This is a genomic window from Ruegeria sp. BJ5 (assembly GCF_056537865.1).
In genome coordinates, this window is record NZ_JBQFSH010000004.1 from 1 (window position 1) to 22,113 (window position 22,113).

General features: G+C 61.3%; 16 protein-coding genes. 8 read left to right on the forward strand and 8 right to left on the reverse strand.

The window, feature by feature from the left end; translation table 11 throughout:
- The 5 genes from ACR0NY_RS13750 to ACR0NY_RS13770 all read left to right on the forward strand — a co-directional run.
- On the forward strand, nucleotides 1-1,925 hold a 1,925-nt coding region (locus tag ACR0NY_RS13750), incomplete at its 5' end, for a molybdopterin-dependent oxidoreductase (RefSeq protein WP_480771287.1).
- Between the two features lie 227 nt (nucleotides 1,926-2,152).
- Complete coding sequence (locus ACR0NY_RS13755) at nucleotides 2,153-4,252, forward strand: hydantoinase/oxoprolinase family protein (RefSeq protein WP_170369353.1); 2,100 nt, start codon at nucleotides 2,153-2,155, stop codon at nucleotides 4,250-4,252.
- Nucleotides 4,249-5,898: a hydantoinase B/oxoprolinase family protein gene (locus ACR0NY_RS13760; protein WP_170369355.1), complete on the forward strand. Its 1,650-nt coding sequence runs from the start codon at nucleotides 4,249-4,251 to the stop codon at nucleotides 5,896-5,898. Before ACR0NY_RS13755 ends, ACR0NY_RS13760 begins: the two co-directional genes overlap by 4 nt.
- On the forward strand, nucleotides 5,895-6,977 hold the full coding sequence (locus tag ACR0NY_RS13765; protein WP_170341965.1) for a pyridoxal phosphate-dependent aminotransferase: 1,083 nt from the start codon (nucleotides 5,895-5,897) through the stop codon (nucleotides 6,975-6,977). Before ACR0NY_RS13760 ends, ACR0NY_RS13765 begins: the two co-directional genes overlap by 4 nt.
- Complete coding sequence (locus ACR0NY_RS13770; protein WP_170341963.1) at nucleotides 6,974-7,732, forward strand: maleate cis-trans isomerase family protein; 759 nt, start codon at nucleotides 6,974-6,976, stop codon at nucleotides 7,730-7,732. Before ACR0NY_RS13765 ends, ACR0NY_RS13770 begins: the two co-directional genes overlap by 4 nt.
- Nucleotides 7,733-7,783: 51 nt before the next feature.
- On the opposite strand, the gene ACR0NY_RS13775 is transcribed toward ACR0NY_RS13770, so the two are convergent.
- The gene (locus ACR0NY_RS13775) at nucleotides 7,784-10,660 is read right to left on the reverse strand and encodes an ATP-binding protein (protein WP_170341961.1); all 2,877 of its coding nucleotides are present in this window, start codon (nucleotides 10,658-10,660) and stop codon (nucleotides 7,784-7,786) included.
- Between the two features lie 151 nt (nucleotides 10,661-10,811).
- Here ACR0NY_RS13775 and ACR0NY_RS13780 point away from each other — a divergent pair, with 151 nt between their 5' ends.
- Together ACR0NY_RS13780 and ACR0NY_RS13785 are read left to right on the forward strand one after the other, a co-directional pair.
- Nucleotides 10,812-11,093 carry an Os1348 family NHLP clan protein gene (locus tag ACR0NY_RS13780; RefSeq protein WP_170341959.1) on the forward strand — a complete coding sequence of 94 codons (282 nt, stop codon included), beginning with the start codon at nucleotides 10,812-10,814 and terminating at the stop codon, nucleotides 11,091-11,093.
- Nucleotides 11,094-11,099: 6 nt separating this feature from the next.
- Nucleotides 11,100-13,067: a RiPP maturation radical SAM C-methyltransferase gene (locus ACR0NY_RS13785; RefSeq protein ID WP_170369357.1), complete on the forward strand. Its 1,968-nt coding sequence runs from the start codon at nucleotides 11,100-11,102 to the stop codon at nucleotides 13,065-13,067.
- Nucleotides 13,068-13,110: 43 nt separating this feature from the next.
- On the opposite strand, the gene ACR0NY_RS13790 is transcribed toward ACR0NY_RS13785, so the two are convergent.
- The 7 genes from ACR0NY_RS13790 to ACR0NY_RS13820 all read right to left on the reverse strand — a co-directional run bounded on the left by ACR0NY_RS13790 (nucleotide 13,111) and on the right by ACR0NY_RS13820 (nucleotide 20,987).
- Nucleotides 13,111-14,256 carry an iron-containing alcohol dehydrogenase gene (locus ACR0NY_RS13790; protein ID WP_170369358.1) on the reverse strand — a complete coding sequence of 382 codons (1,146 nt, stop codon included), beginning with the start codon at nucleotides 14,254-14,256 and terminating at the stop codon, nucleotides 13,111-13,113.
- Between the two features lie 67 nt (nucleotides 14,257-14,323).
- Nucleotides 14,324-15,706, reverse strand: a complete 1,383-nt coding sequence (locus tag ACR0NY_RS13795) for an aldehyde dehydrogenase family protein (RefSeq protein ID WP_170369360.1) — start codon at nucleotides 15,704-15,706, stop codon at nucleotides 14,324-14,326.
- A gap of 94 nt (nucleotides 15,707-15,800) precedes the next feature.
- Nucleotides 15,801-17,153, reverse strand: a complete 1,353-nt coding sequence (locus tag ACR0NY_RS13800) for a glutamine synthetase family protein (RefSeq protein ID WP_170369362.1) — start codon at nucleotides 17,151-17,153, stop codon at nucleotides 15,801-15,803.
- 86 nt (nucleotides 17,154-17,239) lie between these two features.
- Nucleotides 17,240-18,271: a TRAP transporter substrate-binding protein gene (locus tag ACR0NY_RS13805; protein WP_093963096.1), complete on the reverse strand. Its 1,032-nt coding sequence runs from the start codon at nucleotides 18,269-18,271 to the stop codon at nucleotides 17,240-17,242.
- Between the two features lie 70 nt (nucleotides 18,272-18,341).
- Nucleotides 18,342-19,667: a TRAP transporter large permease gene (locus ACR0NY_RS13810; protein WP_170369364.1), complete on the reverse strand. Its 1,326-nt coding sequence runs from the start codon at nucleotides 19,665-19,667 to the stop codon at nucleotides 18,342-18,344.
- Complete coding sequence (locus ACR0NY_RS13815) at nucleotides 19,667-20,185, reverse strand: TRAP transporter small permease subunit (protein WP_170359381.1); 519 nt, start codon at nucleotides 20,183-20,185, stop codon at nucleotides 19,667-19,669. Before ACR0NY_RS13815 ends, ACR0NY_RS13810 begins: the two co-directional genes overlap by 1 nt.
- Nucleotides 20,186-20,201: 16 nt before the next feature.
- The gene (locus ACR0NY_RS13820) at nucleotides 20,202-20,987 is read right to left on the reverse strand and encodes an N-formylglutamate amidohydrolase (protein WP_170369602.1); all 786 of its coding nucleotides are present in this window, start codon (nucleotides 20,985-20,987) and stop codon (nucleotides 20,202-20,204) included.
- A gap of 104 nt (nucleotides 20,988-21,091) precedes the next feature.
- Here ACR0NY_RS13820 and ACR0NY_RS13825 point away from each other — a divergent pair, with 104 nt between their 5' ends.
- On the forward strand, nucleotides 21,092-21,967 hold the full coding sequence (locus ACR0NY_RS13825) for a MurR/RpiR family transcriptional regulator (RefSeq protein WP_170341384.1): 876 nt from the start codon (nucleotides 21,092-21,094) through the stop codon (nucleotides 21,965-21,967).
- Nucleotides 21,968-22,113 lie beyond the last annotated feature (146 nt).

A 22,113-nucleotide genomic window follows, 5' to 3' on the forward strand; every position in this document is an offset into this window, starting at 1 on the left:
GTCTGGAAGCCGCTCTGGAAACGGCCGGAAACGACCAGATCTCGGAAACCGGCCTGCCCGCCGAAAAACTCGCCGCCTTTTTCGATCTATGGATCAATACCCCGCGCGTCGTGACGATCTTCAGCCAGGGAGTGAACCAATCTTCCAGCGGGACCGACAAGGTAAACGCCATCCTGAACTGCCATCTGGCCGCCGGTCGGATAGGGCGGCCGGGAAGGGGCCCGTTCTCGGTCACCGGCCAACCCAACGCGATGGGTGGGCGCGAAGTGGGCGGTCTGGCCAACACGCTGGCCTGCCATCTGGACATCGAAAACGCCGATCATCGCGCAGCGGTTCAGGCGTATTGGCAATCCCCTGCAATACCGCAGTCTCCGGGCCTGAAGGCCGTGGACATGTTCCGCGCGGTCGAAGACGGTCGGATCAAGGCCCTTTGGATCATCCACACCAACCCGGCGGCAACCATGCCCGAAGCTGACAGGGTCAGCCGCGCAATCGCCGCCTGCCCGTTCACGGTCGTCAGTGATCTGACGTTGCACTCCGACACGGCGCGTCTGGCCGACGTCGTGCTGCCGGCCGCCGGGTGGGCCGAAAAGAACGGAACAGTCACGAATTCGGACCGAACCATCAGCCGGCAACGCGCCGTTTTGCAGCCACCGGGCCAAGCGCGCCCGGATTGGGACATCTTGGCCGAAGTTGGCCGCCGCATGGGATGGAAAACCGCGTTCGACTACGCTTCACCGGCCGAAATATTCCGGGAATACGCCGCCATGTCCCAAATCGCCGCGCGGTTCGGGAAAGACTTCGACATTTCGGGTTTCTCCGAGATTGACGAGGCGAGCTATGCCAAATTGGAACCCACCCGCTGGCCATTGGGTCGCAAGCGTGCAGGTAGGAGATTTTTCGGTGACGGACACTTCTTTCATTCCGACGGGAAGGCCCGGATCGTTCCCGTTGCCCATCGGCGTCCCGCAGCCCTGCCCGGACAGCAATATCCCTTTGTGATGAACACCGGACGCACACGGGATCAATGGCACACCATGACCCGGACCGGTCTTTCAGCCCGCCTGTCCGCGCATCTGGCCGAGCCGTTTGTGGACATTCATCCCCAGGACGCCGCCCGCGAGGGGATATCCAGCGCAGACCTTGTCGAAGTCACCAGTCCCTCTGGGCGTGGTATTTTTCGCGCGCGCATCACCCAAGATGTTCGCATCGGTCACGTCTTTGCCCCCATCCATTGGACTGCGGAAACGGCCCCTTCGGGCCGGGTGGACATGCTGGTTCCCGGCACCACTGATCCGATTTCCGGACAACCTGAAAGCAAGGCCACACCCGTTTCGATCTGTGTCATGCAGGCGGCGTGGTACGCCTTTGCCGTCTCCAGGAAACCCCTGACCCCCTCGGTCGCCTACCGCGCGACGGTCCGAACGGACAACGGTTACAGGACAGAGCTGGCTGATCATGCCCGGATACAGGATTGGGAACAAACCGCCCGCGAATGGTTTGCGCTGGCCGATGCGGACGCGGTCACGGCAGGTGATCCGGCCCGAGGGTCTTTCCGCATTGCGTTGTCGCAAGACGGATGCCTGCAAGCGGCACTGTTCGTTTCGCCGCGCCCCCTGCCCTTGATGCGGGACTATCTTGCGACGATGCCGGACATACCACCCGCACAGGTTCTGACCGGCCGCGCGCCCGCAGATGCCAAGGACACCGGACCGATTATCTGCGCCTGTTTTGGCGTCGGGTTGAAGACGATCGTCGACGCGATCTCGTGCGGGAAAGCGATCAGTGTCGACGCTATCGGCGCGGCGTTGAACGCCGGAACAAATTGCGGGTCTTGCCGGCCTGAATTGGGTGCCCTGATCGACCGGTATGCCCCGGATGCCGCCGACAACCTAAGCCTACAGTTGCAGGGAGACGTCGCCTAGGCCGGTCGCATTTCTGTTGACAGGTGATCCCGCGATGGGCAGCATTTTTCCATCGGATCGACAATCAGAGTGACCAAGCCGTGATTGACTGCGCCAAAGACACCCAAGGCCGCCGGGCAACCGGTTGTAACCTCGTCGTCTGACGAGGGACGGATCTTTTGCGCAGTCTCCGGATGCTGAACCAGCATCCCGGAATGATCTGAAACTTCTGCCCATGGCTTCATTTTATGCACAATCACGCTGTGCTTCGGCTGGCCGTCGATATTGGCGGCACCTTTACCGATACCGTTCTGATGGACGGGCAATCCAATATCCTCGCAACGACCAAAACTCCGACGACACCGGACAATCCAACCGCCGGCGCCTTGACTGGTGCAACGCGCGTTCTGGATGACGCCAACGCCAGTTTCTCGCAGGTTTCCGGGTTCATTCACGGCACCACTCTGGCCACCAATGCCCTGATCGAGAGGCGCGGTGCCCCGGTTGCGACAATAACCACCGACGGGTTTCGGGACATACTCGAGATTGGGTATGAACGTCGCTACAGCCAGTATGACATCAATCTGGTCAAGCCCGACCTGCTGGTCCCACGCGCCCGTGCCTTCACGATCGGCGGGCGAATGGATGCCCGTGGTGACGAACTGACACCGCTGGATGTCGCCGGAATGGACGATCTGGTGCGCCAGATTGCGGATAGCGACGCCCAGGCCGTAGCGGTATGCCTGATGCATTCCTATGCCAACCCAAAGCACGAGCTGGCTCTGCGGGACCAGTTGCTCAGCGCGCTCCCCGACCTGGCCATCTCGCTCTCGCACGAAGTCAGCCCCGAGGCGCGCGAATTTGACCGCCTGTGCACCACTATCGCCAACGCCTATATCCAGCCCCAGATGGCCGGGTATCTGGCCGAGTTCCAGTTCCGCTTCGCCGCAGAGGGGCTGACCTGTCCCATTCTCATGATGACGGCCGGCGGTGGTATGACAACCCTGGAAACGGCCGCCCGCCTGCCGATCCGATTGGTCGAATCCGGCCCGGCCGGCGGGGCCATCCTTGCCGCACGGATCGCGGCTGAAACCGGTGCGCGCGCCGTAACCAGCTTTGACATGGGCGGGACGACGGCCAAGCTGTGTCTGATTGATGCTTTCCGCCCGCAGACCGCGCGCAGGTTCGAAATCGCAAGGGCCGCGCGATTCATCAAAGGCTCAGGCATGCCGGTGCGCATCCCCGTGATCGAGATGATCGAAATCGGCGCAGGCGGCGGCTCGATTGCCAGAGTCGACCGGCTAGGTCGCCTGCAGGTTGGCCCCGAAAGTGCCGGCGCACAGCCAGGCCCTGCCGCTTTCGGCAATGGCGGTAGGGCGGCGACCGTGACAGACGCCGATGTGGTGCAGGGCCTGATCGAACCCGGCCGGTTTGCCGAAGGCCGACTGACGATTGACACGGCAGCCGCCGAACAGGCCATCACCGTGGAAATCGGGAGCGCACTGGATTTGGCGCCGGACCTGGCCGCACGTGGTCTCAGCGAAATCGTCGACGAAAGCATGGCCGCCGCAGGTCGGATGCACGCGGTCGAGTCCGGAAAAGAGTTGGCAACCCGAGTGATGATCGCCTTTGGCGGCAATGGGCCATTGCACGCAACGCGAGTGGCCCGGCGGTGTCAGGTCGACCAAATCGTGATCCCGAAGGAACCGGGCGTAGGGTCAGCGGTCGGATTTCTTTATGCCCCGGTCGCCTTCGAAATCGTCCGGTCGCGCTATGCCACTCTGGATCAGCCGGATCTCGACGGTCTCAACGCTTTTTTTGACGAAATGACAGCCGAGGCGCTGACCGTGGTCCGTGCCGGTGCACCTGAAGCCGAGTTGTCGATCCGAAAACAGGCTTTCATGCGGTACCACGGCCAGGGTCATGAGATCGAGATCGCACTTCCGGATCGGGCACTTGGGCCTGCAGACATCGAAACCCTGCGCCGGGATTTCGAATCCGAGTACAGCCGGTTGTTCCGCCGCGCGGTACCGGGAATGTCGATCGAGATTCTCAACTGGTCTGTCGAGATCTCGTCGCCCGCTCCTGCCCTCAGCCGGGTTCCCGACGGAGCCCACCAGCGCACGGTGCGCCCGTGCGGCCATCGACGCATTCTGTGTGATGTCAGCGGGCATTGGTGCGACGCCGGTATCTACGATCGATCCGTGCTTGAACCCGACGATAGCTTGCGCGGACCGGCGCTGATTACCGAGCCTCAAACCACCACATTCGTCAGCGCGGATTTTCAGGCCAGCGTCGATGGCGGCGGCAATCTCTGGCTCAACCGGATACAGGAGGACGCCGAATGAACACGACGAATACCCGTCTGCAGGTCATGTGGAACCGGCTGCTAGCGGTGGTCGAAGAACAGGGCCAGGCGCTGATCCGCGCCGCCTTTTCTCCGATCGTTCGTGAATGCGGCGACATATCCGCCGGTATTTTTGATGTACGCGGCCGTATGCTGGCCCAGGCCGTTACCGGAACGCCGGGTCATATCAATACGATGGCCGAAGCGGTGAAGACCCTGTGCGGGCGATACTCCCGCTCCGAAATGAAGCCGGGCGACATCTTTCTGACCAACGATCCTTGGATCGCATCCGGCCATTTGAACGATTTCCTGCTGATGATGCCGGTCTTTCATCGTGGCAATGTGGTTGGGTTTACGGCCTGCACCTCGCATCTGGTCGACCTTGGCGGTTTGGGCATGGGTCCCGAAGGCTCGGATATCTTTGATGAGGGGCTCCGTATCCCGCCGTGCAGACTGGTCGACCAAGGTCAGTTGAACGCGCTGCTGATGGATATCGTCAAAGCCAACTCGCGCGAGCCCATCGCCAATGAGGGCGACATCTACGCATTGATCGCGTGCTGCGAAACAGGCGCAGCGCGTCTGGCCGACATGATGGCCGAGTTTGGCATCGACACTTTGGACAGTCTGGCCGATTACATTATCGAAACCTCGCGCCGTGGCACGATCGAGGCCATCACGGCACTGCCAAAGGGTACTTGGCACAATGTGCTGACCGTCGATGGGTACGAGTGTGAGATCGACTTGCGCGCGGCCCTGACCATTAAGGATGACCGGGTTCTGGTCGACTTTTCGGGCACATCGGGCCTGTCGCGCAAAGGCATCAACGTGCCACTCAACTATGCAACGGCTTACACGGTATTTGCCCTGCGATGCCTCATCGGCCCAGACATCCCCAACAACGCAGGCTCTTTGGCGCCATTCCTCGTGACCGGCCCGCCGGATTGCATTCTGAATGCACAGCCACCCGCTCCGGTGGCCATGCGCCATACGTTGGGACAGATGACCCCGGATCTGGTCTATGGCTGCCTGTCGCAGGCTCTGCCGGACGCCGTGCCGGCCGAAGGCGCCTCGTGCATGTACGACCTGCCTCTGCGCCACGCACCCGAGGCGGTTTCCCGCGGTGGCACGCAGTTTGCACTGGAACTGGTGTTCAGCGGCGGAACCGGCGCCAGGCCAAGCCTGGATGGCCTGTCGGCGACGGCCTTCCCCTCGGGTGTTTGGGGCAGCCAGGTCGAGACAACCGAGGCTGTCGCGCCTGTCCTGATCACACGTCGCGAATTGCGCCAGGACAGCGGTGGCCCCGGTCGCCTCCGCGGCGGATTGGGGCAGGACATCGAAATACGCTCCTCCACCAGCGAGGATTTCATGCTGTTCCTTTCGGTCGAACGCATCGCAAACCCAGCCAAGGGACGGCACGGCGGACTGGCGGGCGCGCCCGGTCGCATCCGTCTCGGCCCCGACGGTGCGGACTTGCCGGGCAAAGGTGAGGTGCGGATTGGCGGCGGCGAAACGCTGATCTTCCAAACTCCGGGCGGCGGCGGATTTGGGCCACCCAATGAAAGGTCACCCGTGGCCGTTCGACAGGATGTGCGGGACGAGCTTGTGAGCGCCCGGGCCGCGCAGCATGTCTATGGGATAAAGCCATGATCCGGCCCGTTTCCCATGTCGCTGCCATGTCGCCCTACGCGTTGGCCCAGCTGGATCCGCCGGCAGGACAGCGCCTTGTTTCGCTATCGCAAAACGAAAGCCTGCGCCCGCCAAGTCCCTTGATCGCACAGGCCGTCGCAGAGGCGGCCGCAAACGGCCACCTCTACCCGGACCCGGACTGGACGGCATTGTGTGCGCGACTGGCCGAGCTTCATGATCTGCCCGAGCAAGGTCTGTTGTGCGGGAACGGGTCGATGGAGTTGATTGCGGGTCTGGCGCAGGCCTTTGCCGGGCCAGACGCCGCCGTTCTTGCTCCTGCGAACGCATACCCGTTTTTTCGTACCGTGGCGCAGTTGGCCCGCGCCCGTTTCGACACCGCCGCCGAGGTGGACGGATGCGTATCCTTCGACGCGCTGCTGGCAGCCGTGCAGCCGGATACTAGGTTGGTATTTGTGGCCAATCCCGGCAACCCGACAGGCACCCGTATCTCCCGCCGCGATCTGCTGCGGCTTCGTGAAGGGTTGCGTGAAAACACCCTGCTTGTGATCGACGAGGCCTATGGCGAGTTCGCCGATGATCTGAACGAGCCGATGTTCGACCTTGTCGCGCGGGGGGACACGGTCGTTCTTCGAACTCTGTCCAAGGCCTACGGGCTGGCCGGATTTCGCGTGGGCTGGGGCCTGTTCCCACCGCAGATCGCGGTCCAGATACGCAAGGTGATGAACCCAAACAATGTGTCGGTGTGCGGACAGGCCGCCGCCTTGGCCGCTCTGAACGATCAGGACTACATGCTCGAGACATGTGCCCTCACTGCCGAGCTGCGCGACCGGTTTGCCAATCGCCTTCGGTCCGCCGGGTACGACGTTCCCAAAAGCCATACCAACTTTCTGCTGATCCGCTTTGCGGACCAATCCACCGCGACCAGAGCCGACAAAGCCCTACGGGAAAAAGGCATATTCCTGAGACCGCAATCCAGCGCGGGACTGGCCAATTGCCTACGTGCCACCATCGGTCAGACTGCAGACCTCGAACTCATGGCCGCAGTTCTGGAACATTGGGCCGAGGAGCTTCAGCCATGACACAGCCAAATTTCCACCCATCCAGAGGCCGGTCCCGTTTCGGCATTCTCGTGCCGTTCACGAACACCAATCTCGAACCCGACATGACGATGCTACGGCCCGAGGGCGTTTCACTGCACTTTGCCCGGATGGGTGGCTATGATCAGGAAGAAATCCCCGATGCTGCCCAAATGCACGGTCTTGGCGCCGCCGATCTGGATGAGCCGCTCAGGCTTTTGCTCGGTGTCCGGCCGGATGTCATTCTTTACGGGTGTACCTCGGCAACGCTGACCCATGGCCCGGCCTTCGATCGCGAACTTGCCGATCGTATCAGGACCAGCAGCGGTGCGCAGACCGTTACGGCCGCGGGCGCCCTGGTGCATGCGCTGCGTACGCTGGGGGCGACACGCATCGGCTTTGCCTCTCCCTATGTCGCAGACATCAATGACTCGGCAATCCGGTTCCTGGCCGAGACTGGCATTTCAACCGTGTCGCGGTCCGAAGTAGCAGGCCAGCTGGACAATTACGGCCAAGGTGCTCTGACCCCACAGGCAGTGTTTGACCTGGGTTTGGCTGCAGACTGCCCCGAGGCCGAGGTGTTGGTTTTGTCCTGTACGGACATGCGCAGCGTGGAAATCATCGACCGGCTTGAAAAAACTGTTGGCAAGCCCGTTGTCACTTCAAATCAGGCGATGGCATTTCAGGCAATGGAAATGGCCGGGATCACCACGCCGCCGGCCGGATTTGGCCGGCTGATGCTGAACCTGCAACGCTGAAGTCGTAGCGCCAGAATGCGCAGTCGTTTCAGCCGAGACTTTTCGGGGTGTTCAAGTCTCAAACGCCCTCAATGCCTTGGATTGCTCGTGCTGGAAATACCCGTTGCGGTCACACAGGTCGTTCAAATCGGATTGCAGTTCCTTGGCCTCCTTCGTTCTGCCTTCCTGCGCCAGAACCTGCACTTCGGCCGACAGCAGCCAGGCGACGAAGGCCTCCATCTCCATGTCCCGCGCCAGTTCGAGACCTCGGTTCAGGACCAGCCGGGCATCCGGAAGTTCACCCAGAACCGACTGCACCCGAGCGAGGGGAGCCGCTGCGAAACAGCACAGAACATCGATTCCAGCATCGTCCGACACGCGCAAGGCGCGACGCAACGCAATGGCGGCGTCAGCCGGTTCGTTTCGCTGCCAGCACCAGATCCCCCGCGCGATCAGCGCAAAACTCAAGTCATAGGCCTTGCCGGTTTCTTCGGCGATCGACAGGACCTCGCGGATACCGGCATCCGCTTCGTCAAACCGATGCATCATGCTGTTGGCGTTGGCACGGGTTGCAAGCCCAAGCACCGAAATCGACCCGGTGGTGCCCGCTTCGGCCACACGGAACACCGTCTGGAACAGGTCCGCATGTTGATCAATCGCCGACCGTGCGGCCGCGAAGTTACCGTGAAACCACGCAGCCTGGGCCAGCGCAAAGGCCGCGTTTGCCTGCAGGCGCGGATCTTCGGCGTCGGTTGCGCTCCGCAGCGCGCGCTCAGACACCTCCATAGCTTGCCGCACATCCGCCAGGATCGTCAGCATGATCGCCTGGTCGACCTGAAACGCAACGCGCGCGGATGTGTCCCCCAACGCATCGGACAAGGCTTCCGCCTCGCGTGAGATGGTCAGGATACGGTTGAAGTTCCCGCTGGCCACCAGCGAAACGCGCAGACCGCGCCGGGCGCGTAGCCCGAGGTCAACAGCCACCTGAGTGCCGGTCCGCTTTTGAACTTGGTCGATGCACCGCAGGGCGTTTTCGAAATATGAGACGGCGGCCTCGAACGAAAACAGCTTGATCGACAGCTCGCCGCACCGCGTATAGGCCTCGGCAGCCTCCAGCCATAACTCGCCCTTGTCCGCGTGACGGGCGATGGACTGTGCCACGTCCAGATCGTCGGATGTGCCGCGGCTCAGCAGAGTTTCATAGATCGCACGGTGCAGCCTTGCGCGGCGCTGGCGGGGAATACTGCGATACCCAACCTTCTGCACCAACGCATGGCTGAACCGCAGCTGCTGACCGTCCTGAGATTCCGGCAGCTCAAGAAAACCGCGTTCTACCAATGTCGAAATCTGGGTTTTGGCGTCGAAGCCCAGCCGTTGAAGCGTGTCGGCCAGAACACCCCACGTCCACTGCAACCCGCCGACGGCAACCAGCTGCAGAGCTTTGCGGTCCTCGCTTTGCAGTGCATCAATCCGGGATGCGATCAACGGTTGAACCCGGGCGGGGATCTCAATATCGCCCAGGCTGTCCATCGCTCCGTCCTTGAACCCGGCTTGCGACATGCGGTCCCGCATGTGGTGGGCAAATTCTTCAACGAAAAGCGGTGTGCGGCCGCTCATGGCTTCGATGTATGAGCCCAGCTGACCATCGATGTCGCTCTGGCCCAGCAAGCGCGTGATCAGGTCCTTGCAGGCCGCCTCGCCCAGCGGGGCGACCGGAACGACCTTGAGCAAACCCATCGGGTCGTTCGTGAACAGGTTCGCGTTGCGCGAGGTCAGAAGGATCAGAACATTCGTTCCCCGCACCTGACCCAGCAGGTTGTCGATGACGTCCAGAGTACCCTGGTCGGCCCAATGCAAATCCTCGAACAACAGAAGCAGGGGCTTGTCCTGCTTCATCGACAGAACCAGCCGCGACAGCATCTGGTTCAATTGCCTCCGTCGGCGAGACGGGTCTACAGCCGACAGTGCCGGTTCCATTTGGAAACGGCTGAACAGCGAATACAGGGCCGATCGGGTATGCGCATCCAGGAACTTGGTCCCGCCCAGAACGTCGGACAGCTTTTGGTCCAGTTCTGCATCGGATTTGGTGTCCGACAGTCCCAAACGGGCATTGATCACGCGGGTGATCGGCAGATACGCAGCTTCCTGATCCAGCGAAAAGCAGTTGAACTCCAGAACCTGGTGCGCGCCCAGAGGCCAGTTCTCGACCAACTCATGCAGCAGCCGAGATTTGCCAACGCCAGCCGCCCCCAACAACAGAACCGAGTTGCCCTTGCCGTCGCGCGCCTGGTTCCACGCCGCAACAAGCTCGGCCAGTTCCCTTTCGCGTCCGACAAATGGCGAACGTTCGCGGCGCGCCCGCGCCATCCAGCGCGACACCTGTTCTTTGCGGCCGGTGATTTCGAACAGTTTGATCGGACCCGCACCCCCGTCCAGCTCGAGATCGCCCACATGGGTATGGTCGAACAGATCGCCGGCATTCTCCAAAACCTGACCGGAAACCGTGACCACGTTCTTTCTGGCTGCGGCCTCGATCTTGCTGGCGATGTTCATGACCGGTCCTAGAAAGGCCTGCTCTTCCCCGAGGGTGTGTTGCAACTGGCCCACCAGCAATTCGCCGGAATGAACGCCAACCCGCACATCCAACTGCCGATCGTCCAGCTTGCCGATGCGTTCGATGATCCGCTGGGCGCTGGCTATTGCCTTGACCGCGTGATCCTCGTCCGCGTTCGGTGATCCAAAAACCGCGAGCGCTCCATCGCCGGTGAACAATGTCGTTGCGCCGAAATTTTCGCAGATCGACATGATCAGTTCGATGGCAGGGCCCAGATGGCTGACGGCGTCTTCGGGATCCAAACTGCCGATCATCATGGTCGAACGAACAATGTCGGCGAACAGAACCGTGCACATTCTGCGCTCGGTCGGTTCGATCTGGACCTGTTTCCTCATGTTCAAGCGCCCCCCGACTGCCCGAGTACAGTATGTCGCTGATCCCGGCCTTTTTCCAGACACCACGCAAGGGTGGCGCGGACCATCCACGGCATTGATATTGAGTAAAAAAACTATTAACAATTGGCCTTGTATTGCGAAAGGAACAATTATGAGTGACCACCATACTCGGGGTTTGACCCTGGAAGATGTTCAGCAGATCATTGGCCGCGGCATCCTTGACGAGGCCTTTCGAAAAGAATTCATCGACAACCCCGAAGGCGTAGTAAACCGCTTGGGAATCTCGCTCGATCAGGATGGCGAGGCGCGCAAGCTGTTGGCCGCGATTGGGAACGTCTTTTCCGGTGAATCCGACCTGAAGTCGGCGATGCAAGACATCAAGAAAGCCTATGAAGATACGTCCGACGGTGTGATCCGGCCCCGCTGCGCGTAACTTCGCATGAGCGAAAGCGCGACCGTCTCCAGTCAGGACCAAGGCGCAGCCCTGCATCAGCTGTGTCTGGTGTCCATGCCGTTTTCTTCCCTGCAACATCCAGGGCTTGGGATGTCTCTTCTTGCGCAGCTGGCACGGGACAACGGCTTTGCGACGACCGAGAAGTACTTCAGCTTCGACTATGCCGAGGCGATCGGCCTCGATGAGTATTTCATGCTGTCTGATGGCCGCTGCTATCAGGCGCTGCTGGGTGAATGGATATTCAGCGATCTGATCTATCCGCGCAGCGATCTGGACGCGATGGACTACCTGACCACGGTTCTTGGTGACTATGTGTCGGGTGTCGAATGGCTGGCGTTCATGCAAAACGCCATTGCCGCCCGAAAGCAAGCCGGAGCATTCGTCCAACGTTGCGCCGATGCGGTGATGGAACAAAACCCGACCGTGATCGGGATTACGTCTTCGTTCCAACAGGTCATGGCCTCGATCGCACTGGCCCGGGCCGTGCGGAGACGGTCAGCCGACGTGATCATCGTCATGGGCGGCGCAAATTGCGAAGGGCCGCTCGGGCGCGCGCTTTTGCAGGCCCATCCTGAACTGGACGCGGTTTGCATTGGCGAGGGCGACCATGCTTTTCCCGAGTTTCTGAAAGCCCTGGGGTCCAGCAGACCCTTGCCCGTGGTCGAGGGGTTTCTGAACCAAAGCCAATTGGATAACCCGCTGGAGGAGTCTCGACCGCGCCTGACCACGGATCTGAATACGCTGCCCATCCCGGATTTCAACGCTTTCTTTGAACAATTTCAAAGCACTCCGGGGCTATCAGAGCGCCTTGTGCCATCTGCGACGATCGAAACATCGCGCGGCTGCTGGTGGGGCGCGAAACACCATTGCACTTTCTGCGGGCTGAACGGCCAATCGATGACCTACCGGAGCAAGTCCGCCGAGCGGGCTTATGTCGAATTCTGCACGCTTGCCGATCTCTATGGCCCGGATCTTGTCGTGGTCGACAACATTCTGGATCACCGCTACCTCAAGACCCTGATCCCGAAGCTTGCGCAGGACACCAGACCATTCCTGATGCATTACGAGGTCAAATCGAACCTTTCGCCGACCGTGATCGCCCGTCTGGCCGACGCCGGCGTTCGAAAGATCCAGCCGGGTATTGAGACCTTCGATACTCCGACCCTTGCGCATATGAGAAAAGGGGTCAGCGGAATTCAGAACATCCAGACGCTGAAGCTGTGTGCCGAGGCCGGGGTTTTTGTCGAATGGTGTTTCCTCTACGGGTTTCCCGGAGAAAGCGCAGCAGCCTTCGAACGGATGGCAAAGCTCATTCCGCTGCTGCATCACCTGCAACCACCCGGCTCGATAGGACCGGTGCGAGCGGACCGGTTCAGCCCTTATTTTGAACACCCCGAAGCATTTGGGGTCGAGGTCGAACCAGCGAAGCCGTATTCATTCATATTCGACCTGCCGCCCGAAGAAGTCTGGAATTTCGCCTACCATTTCGACATCGTCGACAACGGTCCAAGCCCGCCAGCGCAGCGCGCGGCGTCGACGTTGGATGCGCTTGCCGCATGGCAAAACGAGGCCGGTACGTCAGCCCTCTACGTCGAGGGCGACACGGTGATCGACCTGCGGGCGTCAGGACAAAGAGTTGTTCACCAATTGGACGAGACGGCTCGGGCCATCCTTGACCTGAGCCCAGTGATCATAGGCAGGGCGCTTCTTGGCGATCAGGTGTCCGACTTGTACGGGGCGGACGCGTTTGAAGCCGCGATGGACCGCCTTGAGAAGCTTGGGCTGATCTATGTCGAGGACAAATCCGTACTGTCCCTCGCCCTCAGGTCCCCAGGATTCCAGCGGGCGCCGACCTGGTCCGAGATCCGCAATGCGCCTGAACGTGCTTTCGCCGCTCAATTTCCCTCAGAATTCGCAAGTGCACAGGTACCGGGACCGCAACCGGCGGAATGAGATCGGACCCGGAGCTTCTCGATGCCCCGGATCCGACTGACACTCAAAGAGCGGCCCTGAACAATCCGGTCAGGTTTTCCTCGGTCAACTCGATGGGGTTGCCACCGCACGAGGGGTCAATGATCGCACCTTTGACTAACTCCGGGATTGCATCCTCGGTCACGCCCAGATCGGACAGCTTGCGCGGAATGCCCAGCGAGTCGTTGAATTCCTGCACAAAGGCCCGGAACCCGTCGAACCCGCCCGAAATGCCCAGATAGGCTGCGGCCACGTCGAACCGGTCGGCGATCACAGGCGCGTTGAATTCCAGAACCGGTGGCATGCAGACCGCGTTGGTGGTGCCGTGATGGGTGTTGAACACCGCGCCGATCGGGTGGCTCATGGCGTGGATCGCGCCCAGCCCCTTTTGGAACGCCGTCGCACCCATGGCGGCCGCACTCATCATTTGGGCGCGGGCCTCGATGTCGGTGCCGTCCGCATACGCGCGCGGCAGAAAGTCCTTGACCAACCGCATCCCTTCCAGCGCAATGCCCTGGCTCATGGGGTGATAGTGCGGGCTGGAATAGGCCTCGACACAATGCGCAAAGGCATCCAGGCCGGTCCCGGCGGTAATGAATTTCGGCATGCCCACGGTCAGTTCAGGGTCGCAGATCACCACGGCCGGCAGAACCTTGGGGTGGAAGATGATCTTCTTGGCATGGGTTTCCGAATTGGTGATGACGCTGGCGCGGCCCACTTCCGAGCCGGTGCCGGCCGTCGTCGGCACCGCGATGATCGGCGCGATCGCCTCGGCGTCCGCACGGGTCCACCAATCGCCAATGTCCTCGAAATCCCAGACCGGCCGCGTCTGACCGGCCATGAAGGCAACCATCTTACCCAGATCCAGCCCCGAGCCGCCGCCGAATGCGATCACACCGTCATGCCCACCCGCCTTGTAGGCGACGACGCCAGCTTCGAGGTTCTTTTCGTTCGGGTTGGGATCGACCTCGCTGAACAGGCCCCGGCCCAACCCTGCGGCCTCGAGAATGTCCAGCGTCGTCGCGGTGATCGGCAGATCGGCCAGGCCGCGGTCGGTCACCAGCAACGGGCGCTTGATACCGGCTGCCGCGCAGGCCTCGGGCAGTTCCTTGATGCGGCCCGCACCGAATTTGATCGTGGTCGGATAGGACCAGTTTCCAACAAGACTCATGTCAGTTTTCCTTGTGTCAAAGGCCTGCCCCGGCGAGGGGGGTCGGTCCGGGGCAGGCAAATCGTCCTCAGCCCGTCACCTTCTTCAGGTGGTAGGATTTGGGACGTGTCAGGTTGTGATATCCGATGATCGACAGGCCGCCGCCGCGGCCGGTATTCTTGCACCCGGTCCAGCAAAGGCCCGGGTCGAGATAGTCGGCCCGGTTCATGAACACGGTTCCGGTCTCGATCCGGTCGCCGACGCGTTCGGCCCGCGCCACATCGCGCGTCCACAGCGAGGCGGTTAGGCCGAATTCGCTGTCATTCATCAGGGCGATGGCCTCGTCATCCGAGGTCACTTTCATGATCCCCACGACCGGGCCGAAGCTTTCGTCGCGCATCACGCGCATGTCGTGGGTGACGTCGGTCAGGATCTGCGGCGTCAGATAGGCGCCGCCGTCATCCTCGGCAAAGGTCTCGATATGCGCCACGGCACCGGCGGCCACGGCCTCGGCGATCTGGGCGCGCACTTCGTCGGCAAAGCGCACGTTGGCCATTGGCCCCAGCGTGGTTTCCGGATCCAGCGGATTGCCCAGCTTGTAGCCCTTGACAATCTCGACCGCCTTGGCGACGAAATCGTCATACAGGCTTTCATGCACATAGATCCGTTCGATCCCGCAACAGCACTGGCCCGAATTGAACATGGCCCCGTCGATCAATGTTTCGACCGCCGCATCCAGATCGGCGTCGTCCATGACGTAGCCAGGATCCTTGCCGCCCAACTCGGTGCTGACGGGGGTAAAGGTGCCGGCCGCCGCCCGCTCCATCGCCTGCCCCCCAGCGACCGAGCCAGTGAAGTTTACGAAATCGAACGCCTTGCCGGCAATCAGACCGTTGGTCACGTCATGGCTCAGGAACAGGTTCTGGAACACGTCCTGGGGCACGCCAGCCGAGCGGAAGGCCCGGGCCATCCGCTCGCCCACCAACAAGGTCTGCGTAGCATGTTTCAGCACAACCGTGTTGCCCGCGATCAAAGCGGGCGCCACCGTGTTGATCGCCGTCATGTACGGATAGTTCCAGGGCGCCACGACGAAAACGATACCATGCGGCGCGCGCTTGATGTACCTCTTGAACGTCTCATCCTCGCCCACGGAAATGTCGGCAAGCGCATCCCGGGCAATCCCGGCCATATAGGTCGCGCGTTCGTTGAAACCGCCGAACTCGCCGCCATAGCGCACCGGCCGGCCCATCATGTGGGCCAGTTCCGGCACGATCTCGTCATTCATCGCACCCACGGCCGCGACGCCGGCCATCACCAGATCGATCCGCTCCTGCAGGGGCCGCGCCGCCCAATCCGCCTGCGCCGCCCGCGCCCGGCCCGCTGCGGCGAATGCCGCGTCGCGATCCAGCGTGTCCCGCTCGGCTAACACCGATCCGTCGATCGGCGAGATACATTTCAATACCTGACCCATTGGTCACTCCATCCTCAAGCAAAGCAGGCCCACTGCTTCATCTGGCCAAAAATATCCCGGGGAGCGTGAGGGGCTGGCCCCTCACATCTGCCCTCTACGCCCGCTCGAACCCGCGGGCAATCTCCCAATCGGTCACCACGCGCTCGAATTCCTCGATTTCGACCTCGGCGGCGCGGACATAGTGGTCGACCACGTCATCGCCCATGGCCGCCCGCAGCATGGCCGAGCCATGCAGCGCATCCCGCGCCGCGCGCAGGTTGCCCGGAATCATGCCGGTATCCCCCTGATAGACATCGCCCTTGGTCGGCGGCTGCAGCTCCAGCCCTTTCTCGATGCCCGCGATCCCTGCGGCCAGCATGCCCGCGATGGCCAGATAGGGGTTCATGTCCGAACCCGGAATCCGGCACTCCACGCGCACCGCCTTGGTGCCATCCCCACACAGCCGGAACCCCGCGGTGCGGTTGTCCACCGACCAGATGATCCGCGTCGGCGCAAAGGTGCCCTTCATGAACCGCTTGTAGCTGTTGATGTAGGGCGCCATGAAATAGGTATAGTCGGCCGCGTATTTCAGCAGGCCCGCCATGTAGTTTTTCATCAGGTCCGACATGCCCAGCGGATCGGCCTTGTCAAAAAATGCCGGTTGCCCGTCCGTCCACAGCGACTGATGCACATGCGACGAACTCCCGACCCGGTCGTGATGCCATTTCGGCAGGAAGGTCGCCGCATGGCCGTACTGCCATGCGATCTCCTTGACCGCGTTCTTGGCGATCGAATGATACTCGGCCGTCTGCATCGCCGGGGCGTATTTGATGTTCAGCTCTTCCTGCCCGGCCTCGGCCTCGCCCTTGGAGTTTTCGACCGGAATGCCCGCATTCCACAGGTGATTGCGGATCGGCCGCATCACATGCTCTTCTTTGGTGGTCTGCAGGATGTGGTAATCCTCGTTGTAGCCCGAGATCGGTTCCAGATCGCGGAAGCCCTCCTTGCGAATCTGGTCAAAACTTTTCTCGAACAGGAAAAACTCCAGCTCGGTCGCGCACATCGCCTCAAAGCCCATGGCCTTCAGGCGATTGACCTGCTTCTTCAGAATGGCGCGCGGAGAATGCGGCACCTCTTCATGCGTGTGGTGATCCAGCACGTCGCACATCACCATCACCGTGCCCTCCAGCCACGGCACCGGGCGCAGGGTGCTGAGGTCGGGCTTCATGACATAGTCGCCATAGCCGCGCTCCCAGCTGGTCGAGGCATAGCCATCCGGCGTCGCCATCTCGAGATCGGTGGCCAGCAGGTAGTTGCAGCAATGGGTTTCTTCCCAGGCCCCGGCCACGAAATGACCCGCGTGGAATCGTTTGCCCATCAAGCGGCCCTGCATGTCCACCATGCAGACCAGAACCGTATCGACCGAGCCTTCGGCAACTTGGGTCTTGAGCGTGTCGAAGTTGAGCATGAGCCACCTATTTCTGCGCCGGCGCCACCTGCCGGACTGACGTTTTCAACGGCCCGCCCCCGGTATGAGGGCAGGCCGGTTTCACCTTAGCCGTACCGGTAGGGACGGCCAGCCTTTTGCATGTCGGCATTGTACTTCTTGATGATCTCGACAACCTTCGCCTTGGTCTCGGACTCGGCTGCAATCTCATCCCAGAACGCCACTGCGGCGGCTTCGACCTGCGCCCATTCTTCATCCGGGATCGAGGTCAGCTTCATCTTGTCACCATTCACGCGAAGCGATGCCTCGCCGCCCCAATACCACCACTGACGGTAGTAATGCGACTGGTCGGTGCAGACGCGGAACAGGGTCTGCAGGTCTTCGGGCAGTTCGTTCCAGCGGTCCATGTTGGCAAAGAACGACCCGGCCCAGGCGCCCGAGATGTTGTTGGTCAGGAAGTAGTTGGTCACATCCGCCCAGCCGACGGTGTAATCCTCGGTGATGCCCGACCAGGCGATGCCGTCCAGCTCGCCGGTCTGCACGGCGACCTCGATGTCCTCCCACGGCAGGGTCACCGGGACCACGCCGAACTGCGACAGGAACCGGCCCGCCGTCGGGAAGGTGAAGACCCGCTTGCCCTGAAGGTCCGCCAGGCTGTTGATCGGGTCCTTGGTGGCGAAATGGCACGGATCCCAGGCGCCGGCCGAGATGTGCTTGACGCCCACCTTGGAATACTCTTCGTCCCAGATCTCGTTCAGACCGTATTGGTTGAACAGGACCGGCACGTCCAGCGAGTAGCGCGAGGCAAAGGGGAAATAGCCGCCGAACACGGTTACTTCGGTGGGCGAAGCCATCGAGTCGTCATCCGACTGCACCGCGTCGATCGTGCCACGCTGCATGGCGCGGAACAGCTCGCCCGTGGGCACAAGCTGGTCGGCATAGAACAGCTCGATCTGCATCCGGTCGCCGGCGATCTGGTTGAACATCTTGATGGCCGGGTCGATCACATGCTCGGCCAGTGCGGGGCCGGCATAGGTCTGCATGCGCCAGCGGATTGTGGATTGCGCCAGCGCCGGGGTGGCCAGCGCGGCTGCCGGGGCCGCGGCGGCCCCTTTCAGGAATGTGCGTCTGTTCGTCATCTTCTCTCTCCGTTGTCGGTTTCGATGGGCGAGAGACCATCCTCTCGCATGTGCCCCGGTATGTCCGGGGTCATTTGTTGTAGATGTAGTCGGGCAGCCACAGCGCGATCTGCGGGAAGGTCATGATGATGGCCAGCGCCAGCGTCATCACCATCACGAAGGGCAGGATCGAGCCGTAGATGTCGCGCAGCGAAATCTCGGGCGGGGCCATCGCCCGCATCAGGAACAGGTTATAGCCGAAGGGCGGCGTCATATAAGCGATCTGCGTGGTGATCGTGTACAGCACCCCGTACCAGATCAGGTCAAAGCCCAGTTCCCCCACCAGCGGCACATAGAGCGGCGCCACGATCACCAGCATCGCGGTGTCGTCCAGGAAGGTGCCCATCAGGATGAAGCTCAACTGCATCAGGATCAGGATCACCCAGGGGTTCAGACCCAGCCGTTCGGTGAACAGGGTCTCGATCGCGCGCACGGCGCCCAGCCCATCGAACACCGCACCAAAGGCCAGCGCGGCCAGGATGATCCACATGAACATGCAGGTGATGCCCAGGGTCGAGCGCACCGAGACCTCGAACACCTTGCGCGTCATCCGCCCTTTCAGCACGGCGGCGGCAAAAGCCGTCAGCGCGCCGATGGCAGAGCTTTCGACCAGCGAGGTCCAGCCATTGACGAAGGGCACCATCATCGCCGCGAAAATCGCCAACGGCAGCAGTCCCGCGCGCAGCAGCCGCAACTTTTCCGCCATCGGCACGTCGCGCTCTTCCTTCGACAGGGCCGGGCCGAGTTCCGGGTTTATCCGGCAGCGGATCACGATGTACAGGATGAACATCCCCGCCATCATCAGGCCCGGCAGGATGCCCGCCAACCACAGCTGCCCCACCGGCTGACGCGCGATCATCGCATAGAGAACCAGCACCACCGACGGCGGTACCAGGATGCCCAGCGATGACCCGGCCTGGATCACTCCGGTCACCATTTTCTTATCATAGCCGCGTTTGAGCAGCTCGGGCAGCGCGATGGTGGCCCCGATGGCCATCCCCGCGACGCTGAGCCCGTTCATCGCCGAGATCAGCACCATCAACCCGATCGTGCCGATGGCCAGCCCGCCATTCAGCCCGCCCATCCAGACATGGAACATCTTGTACAGGTCGTCGGCGATCTTGGACTCGGCCAAAACGTAACCCATGAAGATGAACATCGGCAGCGTCAGCAGCGGGTACCATTTCATCAGCTTCATCGCGGCCGAAAACCCGATGTCATAGCCGCCGCGGTCGCCCCACAGCAGCAGCGCTGCCACCACGGCCACGAAACCGATGGCACCGAACACGCGCTGACCGGTCAGCAGCATCAGCATCATGGTCGAGAACATCAGGATGGCGATCAACTCATACGACATCAGATCACCTCGCGCGGGATGTCATCGCCCTTGAGGCGTAGAAAATCTTTGAACAGTTCGGAAATGGCCTGCAGCAGCATCAGGATCAGCCCCACGACCATGATCACTTTGATCGGCCACAGATAAGGGCGCCACGCGGTCGGGCTGCGCTCGCCATATTGCAGGGAATAGCTGAGCGAGTCGAAACCGCCATAGATCATCACGCCGAGGTAGAAGATCAGAAACAGAACGGTGATCGCATCGGTCCAGGCCCGGCGCCGGTGCGACCATTCGCTGTAGAGAAGGTCCATCCGCACGTTCGAACCCATCTGGATCGAATACGGTCCGCCCAGGATGTAATAGGCGACCATCGCAAACTGCGCGACTTCGAGCGTCCAGAGCGACGGAAGGAAAAAGGTCTTCGAGATCGACGACCACAGCAGGATGCCCATCATCACGAAGATGCCGTACATGACGACCCGCCCGATCCAGCGGTTCATGCGGTCAATGACCGCAATATATCCCCGCATGAAGCTCATACCTGCACCCCTGTCCTCATGTGTTCTGCCCTGCGTCGGAAAAGGTTTCGACCGTGGCGGCCAGTATTGGCGTCAATAGCCCCACGATCCGATTGACCCCGGTCGGCGTGTCGATCAGATCATTGCGGATCTCGATCATCACGTTGGGCAAGCCCCGCGCGATACCGTGCTCGCGCAGGGTGTGCGTGACACCATCCTCTGGCGAATAGGGTTCGTTCAACGCCACTCTCAGCCCGCAATGCGCTGCATGGTTCAGCATGACCTGAGCCGCACGGTCATCAGAGTCATGCAATATCCCCAGTTCGACCGCCCGGGTCTTGCCGTTGTAGATTGGTGTGAAACTGTGGATCGTAATCAGGACAGGCGGTTCTGGGCGGCGGTCCAGCGTTTGCGACAAGATACACCGGAACGGTTCATAAATGTCGCGAACTCGCTGGGCACGCTGTTCCGCCGTCAGACCCTGATTGCCGGGCACAGCAAACACCTCGCTACGCGGCGGCATCGAGTCTTCCCGTTCGGGCGGACGATTGCAGTCATAGACCAGCCGACTGACCCGCGAGTGTACGAGAGGCGCATCCAGGGCGCCGGCCAGTTCAACCGCAACCTCCAGAGCCCCGATATCCCAGGCGGCGTGTGAACGGGCCGCCACGTCGTCCAACCCCAGCCCATCCAATGCCGCAGGTATGAACCGGCTTGCGTGTTCGCACACCAGAACCGCGCGTGCCACGCCACGCGCGTTCAACACACGTGCGGCGGGCGCTTCCAGCGGGGATAACAGGGATGACTCGGTCTTGGACTGCATGCGTAGCATTTGTTACAGCGGCCTTGGGCCTGTCAAGAAAATTTCTGTAGACAAAATTACAATCACTCATATCCTGTAGCAAATTGAATAATACGAGGGCGCCGATGGCCTCTGTCGCCAAAACGGTCAAACAACGCATTCAGGACGAACTTGAAGGCCTGACCCGCTCGGAACGGCAGCTGGGATCGGTCCTGTTGCAGGATTATCCGATGGGTGGGCTGCAATCGATCACCAAGCTGGCCGCGGCGGCCCAAGTGTCCACCCCGACGGTCATTCGCATGGCGAGAAAACTGGGTTTCGATGGGTTCCCGGCGCTGCAGGAGGCGCTGCGTGAAGAAGTTGCGGCACAGATCCAAAAGCCGATCTCGAAGCGCGACGCCTGGATCGTGGATGATGAAACCGAGCATCCGATCACGCGTTTTGCCCAAGCCGTCTGGACCAACATGCGACACACACTGGAGCGGTTGGACAAGTCGATGTTCGACGCGGTGGCCCAGTTGCTGGCCAATACCGAGCGCCATTTGTATGTCGTCGGCGGTCGGATCACCCGATCGAACGCCGACTATCTGTTCAACCACATGCAGATCATCCGGCCCAACGTGACGATGTTGGGCAACTCGGCCAACGTATGGCCGCAATACCTGCTGGACATGGACGAAAGCTCGGTTCTGGTCATCTTCGACATCCGCCGCTACGAGGCGCATCTGGAAAAGCTGGCGCAAGTTGCGTCCGATCGCGGGGTGACCGTCGTGCTGTTCACCGACCAATGGGGATCGCCCATCGGCAAATCGGCCAACTATACCTTTCACGCTCTGGTCGAAGCTCCATCAAGCTGGGATTCGACGATCGCCCTTCAACTCATTTCGGAAACCTTGATTGCGGAGGTTCAGGAGGCGCGCTGGGAAGAAAGCAAGGAGCGTATCGAGGAGTTGGAGCGCTATTTCTCGACCACACGGATCTTCCGCAGCCACGAGGCGTGACGAACGAACCATCGCCTGTGCGCCGGATTTTGGTTGGAAATGCCGCATCTGCTTGGTAGCCATTGGGCAATCTCTAAAAAACCGGGCTAGGCTGTTCTGCTAAGATTAGCCTACGTCTGCGCGGAAGCACGATACCTTTTGCGTTC